Genomic DNA, 9,738 nt, shown 5'->3' on the forward strand with positions numbered 1-9,738 from the left:
GCGACTGTGTCCGAAGAAGAGGCACCCCGGGGCGTCGATCCGCACATCCCGAACGCGGCGCGGATGTACGACTACTACCTCGGCGGCAAGAACAACTTCGCCGCGGACCGGATGGTCGGCGACATGGTGCTCGGCGTGGCCCCGGAGATGCGCGAGGTCGCACGGCAGGGACGTGAGCTCATCGCCCGGGTCGTGAGGCATCTGGTCGGCGAGGCGGGAATCCGTCAGATCATCGACCTCGGCTCCGGTCTGCCGACCCAGGAGAACGTGCACGAGATCGCTCACCGGATCGCCCCGGACACCCGTGTGGTCTACGTCGACCACGACGAGGTCGTCTGCGCCCACGGCCGCGCGCTTCTCGCCGAGCCCCAGAAAGTGATCATGCTCCAGGGGGACCTGCGCAAGCCTCAGGAGATCATCGATTCTCCCGAGGTTCGCGCGATCATCGACTTCCGCGAGCCGGTCGCGGTGCTGATGATGTTCCTGCTCCATCTCGTCCCGGACGAGGACGGGCCGCAGGAGATCGTCGCCGCCTACCGGGCCGCCCTCCCGGCGGGCGGTTGTCTGGCCGTCTCGCACGCGAGCACCGACGCCCGTCCCGAGACCATGGCCCGCATCTCGGCCATCTACGAGCGGGCGAACTCGCCGTTCGTGCCCAGAAGCCGTGAGGAGATCTCCGGCTTCTTCGGCGACTTCGAGATGGTCAGCCCCGGGCTGGTCAACGTCTGGCCGTTCCTCGAACCGCCCGAGTTCGTGAGCCAGGAGCTGGCGAGCATGGGCTACAGCGGGGTCGGCAGGAAGCTCTGACGTCCGGCCGGCGCCGGGGTCTCACACGGAGACACGCGGACCGACCGTCTTGAGGGCGGCCTTCGCCGCGGTCAGGGCGCTGTGGACGGAGACCTCGCTGAGCAGACCGGGAGCCGCGACGGAGTCTCCTGACAGCCAGACACCGTTCCCCCGGTCGATCGCGGGCCGATCCCGCCAGGAGAGCCCCGGCAGGTCCAGGGCTCCGGTACGGCCGGTGGAGACGGCCTCTCGCCGCCAGGTCGTCCGCTCCCGCCAGCCGGGCAGGCCGGAATCGGCCAGCCGCTCCACCCGGGAGATCGCCTCGGCCCTGGACTCGCCGGCTCTGACGGGCATCTCCAACTGGACCAGAGTGTGCCCGGCCGGGGCGAGCGAGGCGTCGGGCCTGCCGTACTGCTCCAGGAAACCGCCCTCGTCCAGGTCGAAGACGAGGAAGAGGTCCCTGGGGTGCCGGCTCAGGCCGAGATCGAGCAGCACGGCCTTCCCGCTCTCCCAGCGCAGCGACTCGTCGCCGAACAGCGTCCTGGCGGCGTCCAGCGAGGTGGCCACGATCACGGGGACGTCCTCGGGCAGGCGGTCCACCCGTGAGCCGGTCTCGATCCGCACGCCCAGACCGCGCGCGTGGGCGGCCATCCGGTCGATCACCCGCCCCCAGCCGCCGACGACGTACCGCGCCGCCGGATAGCGCGGCGCGCCCACCCGCAGGGCCCGCTCCCAGACGAACGCCGCCGACAGCCGGCCGGGATCGGCGTCGTAGGTGATCACGCCGACGAGTCCCGCGACGGCTTCCATCGCCTCCTCGCCGAGGTGCCGGCAGGCCCAGGTCCGGAAATCCTCGTCCACCGGGGCCGTGAGCCGCCGCCTGGCGAGCGCCCTCAGCAGGTGCCGGGGCGGGGCCGGGGTCACGCGACCGCGATGGCGGAACCTGAGCCTGAGGAACTCGCCGAGCATGGGCCTGCGGAACGGCTGGACCAGCCCCCTGGCCGCCATCCAGCGCCACGGCGCGCCGTCGGAGTAGAAGACATGGGTGCCGTCATTGGCGATGTACGGCGCGGCGGTACTGCGGGCCCGGCCGCCGAGTGCCCTGTGGGCCTCGTGGACGGTGACCCGCGCACCGCCCTCGGCGCAGGCGATGGCCGCGGTGAGTCCGGCGAGGCCGCCGCCGATGATGCTGATCTCTCGTTTCATGCCCTCACGACGTATCGGGCGACGGCATTCGTGACATCAGAGCCGCGACATCTTCTCCGGGTTCGCGACCAGGAAGACGGCCTCGATCAGGCCGTCCCCGACGACCAGGGAGAACACCGCGATCGGGCGCCCGTCGGCGGTCATCACCGCCGCGGGGCCGCCGTTCACGTCGGCGAACCCGACCGCGAAGCCGGAGGCCGGATCGGCTCCCGCCGCCCTCATGAACTTGCGCGTGCCCTCCTGGCCGCCGATCGAGATGAGGAAGCGCGCCACCTTGTCCGCGCCCGCGATGACCCGCAGCGGGGCGCTGACCCGCCCGCCCCCGTCGCCGACCAGCGACGCGTCCGCGCTGAGCATCGCGGTCAGCGCCTCCAGGTCGCCGCCGGCGGCCGCGTCGACGAATCGCTCGGTCAGCCTGCGCCGCTCGTCCCGGTCCACGTCGAACCTCGGCCTGCGCTCCTGGACGTGTTCCCTGCCCCGCCGGGCGAGCTGCCGGGTCGCCGGCTCACTGCGGCCGATGATCTCGCCTATCTCCGCGTACGGCAGGGCGAACGCCTCCCGCAGCACGAACACCGCGCGCTCCAGCGGGGAGAGGGTCTCCAGCACCACGAGCAGCGCCAGCTCCACCGAGGCGCTCAGCTCGACGTGCTCGGCCACGTCCGGGGTGGTGCCGACCAGCTCGGGCAGCCACGGCCCGACATACGACTCGCGCTGTGCTCTCACCCGCCGCAGCCGGTCGATGGAGAGCCGTGTCGTCACCTTGATCAGATAGGCCCGGTCATCCTCGACCGTGGAGGCGTCCACCCCCGTCCAGCGCAGCCACGCCTCCTGGACGACGTCCTCCGCGTCCGCCAGGGTGCCCAGGACACGGTAGGCGACACCGGTCAGCAGAGCGCGATGTTCCTCGAAACGTTCGGCGGCCATAGGAACATAGACGTACCACAACGCCTCTTGCGTTACATGCCCCGGCGAACGGTGATTTCCGGTCAGGATCTACCATGCGATTGCCTTGGTCAGCAGCAAGCAGCAATGGGGGGGCCGTGACAGGCGTAACCGTCGCCGAATCGAGCACCGAACAGCAGGGCAGGCAGCTCTGGCTGACCCTGCTGGCGCTCTCCACGGCGGGGATGGTCGTCTCCATCCAGCAGACCGTGGTGATCCCGTTGCTGCCCCGCCTCATGGGCACCTTCGGGGTGTCGGTCGCCGAGGTTACCTGGGTCTTCACCGCCTCGCTGCTCGCGGCCGCGGTGGCCACGCCCCTGCTGTCCCGCCTCGGTGACATGTACGGCAAGAAGCGAATGATCCTGATCACCGTCGGGTTGCTCGTCCTGGGCTCGGTGGTCTGCGCCCTGTCCGGCTCCCTGCCGGTGCTGATCGCCGGGCGAGCCCTCCAGGGAGCCTCGTCGGCCCTGATCCCGCTGGCCATCGGCATGATCAGGGACAGCTTCCCGCGCGCCCGGGTCATGACGGCCATCGGTGTGGTCAGCGCGACGATGGGCGTCGGCGGCAGCCTCGGCATGATCGTCACCGGGCTCATCGCCGACCGGACCCCCAGCCACCACCCCGTCTTCTGGATCACGGCTGCGGTCGCCGCGATCGCCCTGGTGCTCATCGCGATGAGCACCCGCGACGGCGGGAACCACGCCGGGGGACGTCCCGACCTCATCGGCGCCGGACTGCTGTCGGCCTGGCTCGTCTGCCTGATGCTGGGGCTCTCCCAGGGCAACGCCTGGGGCTGGGGCTCCGGGCGCATCGTGGGGCTCTTCGCGGCCGCGGCGGTGCTCTGCGCGGTGTGGGTGTTCAGCCAGCTGTGGCTCCGGGCGCCGATGGTACGGCTCCGCCTGCTCGTCGGCCGGCACTCCCTGCAGGCGAACCTGGCGTCCATGCTGCTGGGCTTCGCGATGTTCGGCTCGTTCGCCCTGGTCTCCAGCTTCATCCAGACCCCGCCGTCCGCCGGATACGGCTTCGGCGGATCGGTCCTCGACGTCGGCCTCTACGCCCTGCCCAGCACCGTGACCATGCTGGCCGCGTCCTTCATGGCCGGCCGTCTGTCCGCTCGTCTCGGCCCCGCCTGCTCCCTCGCCCTCGGCGCGGCCCTGTGCGCGGCCGGGTTCGGCTGGTTCACCCTCTTCAACGACTCGGTTCTCCACCTCATCGGCTCCAACGCCGTGCAGGGCCTGGGCTTCGGGGTCGGCTTCGCGGCGCTGGGGGCGCTGGCCGTACAGCACGTGCCCATGGACCAGAGCGGCATCGCAAGCGGCATCAACTCCCTGGTCCGCTCCATCGGCGGCAGCGTCTCCGGCGCCGCCACCGCCGCGCTCCTCACCTCGATCACCATCGCGGGAACCTCCGTCCCCTCGCGCCGCGCCTACGTCCTGTCCTTCGCGATCATCACCGCGAGCGCCGTGGGGTCCGCCGTGGTCGCCCTTGTCTCCGGAATGATGGCGCGGGAGGTGCCTGGAGTCGGTTAAGATTTGATCTGTACCGCAAGGGGCTATGGCGCAGCTGGTAGCGCGCCTCCATGGCATGGAGGAGGTCTGGGGTTCGAATCCCCATAGCTCCACTTGTGGCTGGGGTCTGCTGTTCGCAAGCGAGAGCTTGCTCGCGGCGGGCCCCTTCGTCGTTCACACGGGGGGACGACCCCCCGGGCCCCCCGGTGCGGGGGCTCTGCCCCCGCGCCCCCGAGTGCCTCGCTTCGCTCGGGGTCACGGGGTGGTGGGGCGGGCTCGCCAGGGTTCGGGCGTGTTGCGATTCGGTTAAGGGATTGCGGGGTTGCTCGTGCTTTTATGTGTAACTGAACCCGCATTTCGCATATGACCCTGATTGGCCATGATGCGGGATTTACTGGCTTTTGTATCGGTAAGGGCATGACGCTTACGGAGAACGGGTCAATCGTCGGAGGCGACGACCAGGGAGAGTGATCCTCCGTGCCGGTCGATGAGCACCAGTTCGTGGAACTCGCCGAGGATCCAGCCCAGGCGGTCGTCCCGGGCCGCTTCGCCGAGTTCCCTCAACCGGTAACACGCGGTGGCCGTCCGGATCAGTCGGTGGACCTCGTTCTCAAGCTCCTGGGCCACCGTTTCGGACAGTTCCCTGTACTTCCCGGCCCAGGTGCCGATCGTGGTCGAGGCGGTGGCCTGGTCGATGCCCTCGTAGGCCGCGGCCGAGAGCGCGTCAAGACGGTAGGGGCCGTGCACGGACGTCTCCGTGTCCTTCCAGGACTCCGAGCCCAGGTAGTCGTCGCGGTACATCTCATGTGAGATCAACATGGTGAGCAACCGCTCGTCGTCCTCCTGCCGGGCGTGTACCTGGAAGTGCTTCACGTCCACCCATCGGTAAGTTCTGTCCTTGAAGTTGACAAGGGTGGCCGATTCGAATGTCAGTCGCTCCATGGCAGTGACCATAGTGACGCGTGAGGCCGGTGAATCCGTGAAATGTTAGGAATGTGGCCGAGGGCCGGTATGTCTGGGACCGACAGGAGAAGACTCGGGTGTTTGCCGCTCCGGCGCGAGGGCAGCCGTGAGCGGTATTCAACATGGTGCCAACGGGAGGCCTACATGCTGCTGCAGAAGCAGAACGTCGGCACGGTCGCGGTGATAGCCCACCAGAAGAAGTCGCTCGGCGGCGGACTCGACGAGTTGCGCAGGCTCCTCGCCGACGAGGGAGTCGAGAAGCTGCTCTGGTACGAGGTGCCCAAGAGCAAGAAGGCGCCCAAGCAGGTGCGCAAGGCGCTCAAGGAAGGCGCCGACCTGGTCCTGATATGGGGCGGGGACGGCATGGTGCAGCGCTGCGTGGACGCGCTCGCCGGCTCCGGCGTGACCGTGGGCGTCATCCCGGCGGGGACGGCCAACCTCTTCGCCCAGAACCTCGACATTCCCGAGGACCTGCCCGAGGCCGTGCGGATCGCCTTCCACGGCGAGAGCCGGAAACTGGACCTCGGCATGGTCAACGGAGAACACTTCGCCGTCATGGCGGGGGTCGGCTTCGACGCCGAGATGATCAAGGATGCCGACCGCGGGCTGAAGGACAGGCTGGGCCGGGCGGCCTATGTCTGGACCGGGCTGCGGCACATCCGGGGTGAGCTCGTGCGGATGGAGGTCAAGATAGACGGGGTGAAGTGGTTCGAGGGGGAGGCGAGCTGCCTGTTGCTGGGCAACGTGGGCACCATCACCGGCGGCATCGAGGCCTTCGACGACGCGCGCCCCGACGACGGGTGGCTGGAGATCGGCGTGACCACGGCGAAGGGGCCCATCCAGTGGGCCCGCGTGCTCGGGCAGATGAGCGCCGGGCGCTCCGACGAGTCGCCCTTCGTCCGGATGACCCGAGCCCGCAAGATCAGCGTCAAGCTCGCCGTCCCGATGACCTATGAGCTCGACGGCGGAGCCAAGGGCACCGTCACCGAGCTCAAGGCCAAGGTGGTCCCCGGCGGCATCACCATCCGGGTCCCGGTCCGGAAGCCCGCCGACTCCGGTTCCGGAGAGTCTTGACCGAGACCGGGCGGCAGGTGGCGGGGATCGGCGACTATGCGGTCGTGACGGTCATCTGCAGCTCGGTCACCCATTTGTCGTGGTCGTCGGGACAGTCGATGGAGACCTCGCGGGCCAGCCCGACGCCGCGGTAACCGTGCTCGTCGATCCAGTGGGCCAGGGTCTGGAACGTCGGGCCCACCTGCTCCATCGAGCCCCGGTGGATGATCGTGGCGGCCGACTCGATCTCCGGCAGGTCCACGATCGCGAAGTCGTAGTCGTCGCTCGCCCCCACGGAGACCTGCATTCCCGCGTGCACGGTCACCCGCCCGTCGGCCTCGGGCTCGTAACGGGCGATGCCGTAGCCGGTGATCTCCACCCCGGCGTTGCGGAGCCGCAGGCACAGGTCGCTGAAGAGCGGCTGGATGACGGGGCCGATGTCCTCGCCGTCGTAGCTCGCCGCGACGGCGGTGAGCTCCGCCACGCGCGTCGGGGGGATCCGCTTGAGGAGAACCTCATCGGTGTGCATGTGACCTTCCTTCGCGATGGTCTTGAGCCGTACCTCCACCCGGAGCAGCCGCGCCGTGTCCGTCGCGATCCGTTCCTCCAACTCGGCGCGGCGTAGCCGTACCATCCCGTAGAGCTCGGCCGTGTCGATCCGCCCGTCCAGGATCGAGCTGACCTGGTGCAGGGTGAAGCCGAGGTCCTTCAGGGCGATGACGCGGTTGAGCCGCGACAACTGGTCGGCCTGGTAGAAGCGGTGGCCGCTGGCCGGGTCGACGTGGGCGGGCTGGAGCAGGCCGATCGCGTCGTAGTGGCGCAACATGCGCACCGACACGCGGCCGAGCTGGGCGAACTCTCCGATGCTGAACACTTGTGCTTCCAGGTGGGCGCTGGATTGATTGTGCCTTCAGGTATAGGTGCTGACACCGTGTCAGGCGCAACCCACTCCCCGAGACGGACGACTGATCGTTGACGGGTCCTGAAGGTGCGAATAGGTTCCCAAATACCTACTGGTCGGTATATCGGGTAAAGGGAGCTTTCATGCAGGTGCATGACAGGGGCGTCGTGTTGACAGGGACCGCTCGCGGGGTCGGGCCGATGACGGCCGGCATGACCGGGCAGGCCCGTTTCGTCGATTCCCTGGAGGCGTGATGACCGACCTCCGGCTCGCCCGCCAGTCCTGGCGTCGTCTGGAGCCCGTCCACGGAATGATCTATTTCGTTCCCGAGGCCACTGAGCGCTACGCCGCCCTCGGCCTGGATTTCCATACCGGCTACTTCGCCTCTCGCGGGGCGGCCTTGGGGCCCGCCTCCGCCGAGCTGGTCATCGCGACCTTCTACAACTTCTGCCCCACCCTGGTACGGCAGGCGCTCCCGGGAGCCTGGAAGATCGTGACCCCGGAGAAGATGATCGAGGCGCGCCTCGACGCGGCCGACGCGGCTCTGCGCCGGGCCGGGATCCACGAGATCGAGTCCCTCGCCGAGACGACCGCACTGGCCAGGCGCGCCGCGGAGAAGGCGTGCGAGCACCTCCAGGGCCGCCCGTTGTTCGCCGCGCACGCCGCGCTGCCGTGGCCCTCGGAGCCGCTGCTGCAGCTCTGGCACGCCCAGACCCTGCTGCGCGAGTTCCGGGGGGACGGGCACGTGGCGATGTTGCTGAGCGAGGAGGTCGGCCCGCTGGACGCGCTGGTCCTGCACGCCGCGACCGGGAGTGTCCCAACGGTCTTCCTGAAGGCGAGCCGGGCCTGGCCTGAGGAGGAGTGGGCCGCGGCGGAGGAAAGGCTACGCGAACGCGGGCTGCTGGCGGGTGACGAGCTCACCGAGCGGGGCCGGGAGCTCAGGCAGCGGATCGAGGACCGCACCGACGAGCTGGCACTGCCGGCCTACGCCGCCCTCTCCGATGACGAGCTCGCCCGGCTGGCCGAGCTGGCCCGGGTCTTCGGCCGGGCCGTGGTGGACGCGGGGCTGCTCGCCATCGCCTCCTGAGCCCCTCCCGGGCTTCGTTCGATATACCCGCGATGTCCTGACCCGCGCTCGTTCTCGTCGGCCCGGGTCGGGACATCGTTCGCCGCAGGTGCCTTCATCAGCGGGTTTCAGGTGAAAGCGGCGAAGGCGCCCGCGCCGATGAGGGCCACGGCCCAGACGAAGTCGAGATTGAACCACGCCTTGCGGAGCACCGCGACTCCCAGCCGCTCATAGACGAGCAGGGCCAGTACGGTGGTCGCCGCGAGCATGGCCAGCGTATGGACCCCTGTCGCCAGCAGGCTCTGCGAGGCCAGCGCGGCGGCACCGTGCCCGTCGTGCCCGCTGTGCCCGCCGTGTGTTCCGTGCTCGCTGTGCAGGGCCACCGGAAGCACCATCAGACCGGCGCCGTGGGCGGTGGCCATCAGAAACGACCACCCGGCCAGTTGCCACCTCGTCACCTTCATGCCGACCCAGCGAGGGTGGCGCCGCCGTACCAGGCGCCAGACGCCGAACCCGCATATCAGGGCCGCCACGCCGTACGAGATGGCCTTGGGCGGCGCGGCCAGGCTCGCCGCCGAGACCAGTCCGAGCGTGGCCAGCACCGAGGCCGCGTGACCGAGCACGATGGGTGGCAGCGCGCGCAGCACTCCGTTGCGGGAGCGCTCCTGCAGGCCGAGGGCGACCGCGAAGAGCCAGCCCATGGCCGGGTTCAAGCCGTGGAAGGCGCCGAGCCCGGCCAGGATCAGCACGGAGGTCAGATCCATCGCATCCTCTCCCGCGTCGTCATGGGAAAGAACCGGATCATGAGAAGCAGTACGAATCCGAGGAGGAGTCGCCGCCCTGCAGCCGAATCTGGTGGGCGCGGCGGCCGTCGGCCGCGAAGTCGACGAAGAAGCCCGGATCCAGGGAGAGGGAGCCGTCGTCGGCGACGTCGACCTTGGCCATCCAGCCGGAGATGCCGTCGGGGTAGAAGACGTCGTCCCAGGAGCGGTAGAGCGAGTTGGTGAAGTAGACCCGCCGTCCGTCCCGGCTGGCCTCGACCATCTGCGGCCCTCCGTTCAGGGCCCGGCCGCCGGCGGCCGGATGGGAGTCGCGCCGGGCGATTCCGCCGATCCTGACCGAACCGGTCTCGCGCGGGGCGAACGGATCGGAGACGTCATAGGCCTTGAGCTCGCCCGTACCCCAGCAGGAGACCAGCAGGATCCGGTCGTCGAGGGTCAGTGATATGTCGCCGACCAGCGGCGGCACCGCGCCGAACTGCTTGAGCGGCTCGGGCAGCAGGTCGGCCTCCGCAGGCTCGGCAGGGATGGTGA

10 protein-coding genes and 1 tRNA gene are annotated in these 9,738 nt (G+C 69.4%); 5 read left to right on the forward strand and 6 right to left on the reverse strand.

What is annotated here, in order from left to right:
- The first annotated feature begins 6 nt into the window (after window positions 1–6).
- Complete coding sequence (locus tag J2853_RS46395; protein WP_307568519.1) at window positions 7–807, forward strand: SAM-dependent methyltransferase; 801 nt, start codon at window positions 7–9, stop codon at window positions 805–807.
- Between the two features lie 21 nt (window positions 808–828).
- Here the strand turns inward: J2853_RS46395 and J2853_RS46400 are convergent, their stop codons facing one another.
- Together J2853_RS46400 and sigJ are read right to left on the reverse strand one after the other, a co-directional pair.
- Complete coding sequence (locus tag J2853_RS46400; protein WP_307568522.1) at window positions 829–1,992, reverse strand: FAD-dependent oxidoreductase; 1,164 nt, start codon at window positions 1,990–1,992, stop codon at window positions 829–831.
- A gap of 36 nt (window positions 1,993–2,028) precedes the next feature.
- On the reverse strand, window positions 2,029–2,916 hold the full coding sequence (gene sigJ / locus J2853_RS46405; RefSeq protein ID WP_307568523.1) for an RNA polymerase sigma factor SigJ: 888 nt from the start codon (window positions 2,914–2,916) through the stop codon (window positions 2,029–2,031).
- A gap of 116 nt (window positions 2,917–3,032) precedes the next feature.
- Between sigJ and J2853_RS46410 the strand changes: the two genes are divergently transcribed.
- On the forward strand, window positions 3,033–4,463 hold the full coding sequence (locus J2853_RS46410) for an MFS transporter (protein ID WP_307568525.1): 1,431 nt from the start codon (window positions 3,033–3,035) through the stop codon (window positions 4,461–4,463).
- Between the two features lie 19 nt (window positions 4,464–4,482).
- Window positions 4,483–4,555 (forward strand) — tRNA-Ala (locus J2853_RS46415).
- A gap of 325 nt (window positions 4,556–4,880) precedes the next feature.
- Here J2853_RS46415 and J2853_RS46420 read toward each other — a convergent pair.
- Complete coding sequence (locus J2853_RS46420; RefSeq protein WP_307568526.1) at window positions 4,881–5,384, reverse strand: hypothetical protein; 504 nt, start codon at window positions 5,382–5,384, stop codon at window positions 4,881–4,883.
- A 165-nt stretch (window positions 5,385–5,549) separates the two neighbouring features.
- Here J2853_RS46420 and J2853_RS46425 point away from each other — a divergent pair, with 165 nt between their 5' ends.
- Complete coding sequence (locus J2853_RS46425; protein WP_307568527.1) at window positions 5,550–6,479, forward strand: diacylglycerol/lipid kinase family protein; 930 nt, start codon at window positions 5,550–5,552, stop codon at window positions 6,477–6,479.
- Window positions 6,480–6,513: 34 nt separating this feature from the next.
- On the opposite strand, the gene J2853_RS46430 is transcribed toward J2853_RS46425, so the two are convergent.
- Window positions 6,514–7,332, reverse strand: coding sequence for a MerR family transcriptional regulator (locus J2853_RS46430; RefSeq protein ID WP_307568529.1), 819 nt, complete (start codon window positions 7,330–7,332; stop codon window positions 6,514–6,516).
- A 280-nt stretch (window positions 7,333–7,612) separates the two neighbouring features.
- Here J2853_RS46430 and J2853_RS46435 point away from each other — a divergent pair, with 280 nt between their 5' ends.
- Window positions 7,613–8,446: an SCO6745 family protein gene (locus J2853_RS46435; protein WP_307568531.1), complete on the forward strand. Its 834-nt coding sequence runs from the start codon at window positions 7,613–7,615 to the stop codon at window positions 8,444–8,446.
- Window positions 8,447–8,553: 107 nt separating this feature from the next.
- On the opposite strand, the gene J2853_RS46440 is transcribed toward J2853_RS46435, so the two are convergent.
- Both J2853_RS46440 and J2853_RS46445 read right to left on the reverse strand, forming a co-directional pair.
- Complete coding sequence (locus tag J2853_RS46440) at window positions 8,554–9,189, reverse strand: hypothetical protein (RefSeq protein WP_307568533.1); 636 nt, start codon at window positions 9,187–9,189, stop codon at window positions 8,554–8,556.
- 37 nt (window positions 9,190–9,226) lie between these two features.
- Window positions 9,227–9,738 (reverse strand): selenium-binding protein SBP56-related protein (locus J2853_RS46445; protein ID WP_307568536.1); only part of this gene is annotated, 512 nt, incomplete at its 5' end.

This window comes from Streptosporangium lutulentum, from assembly GCF_030811455.1.
GTDB lineage: Bacteria > Actinomycetota > Actinomycetes > Streptosporangiales > Streptosporangiaceae > Streptosporangium > Streptosporangium lutulentum.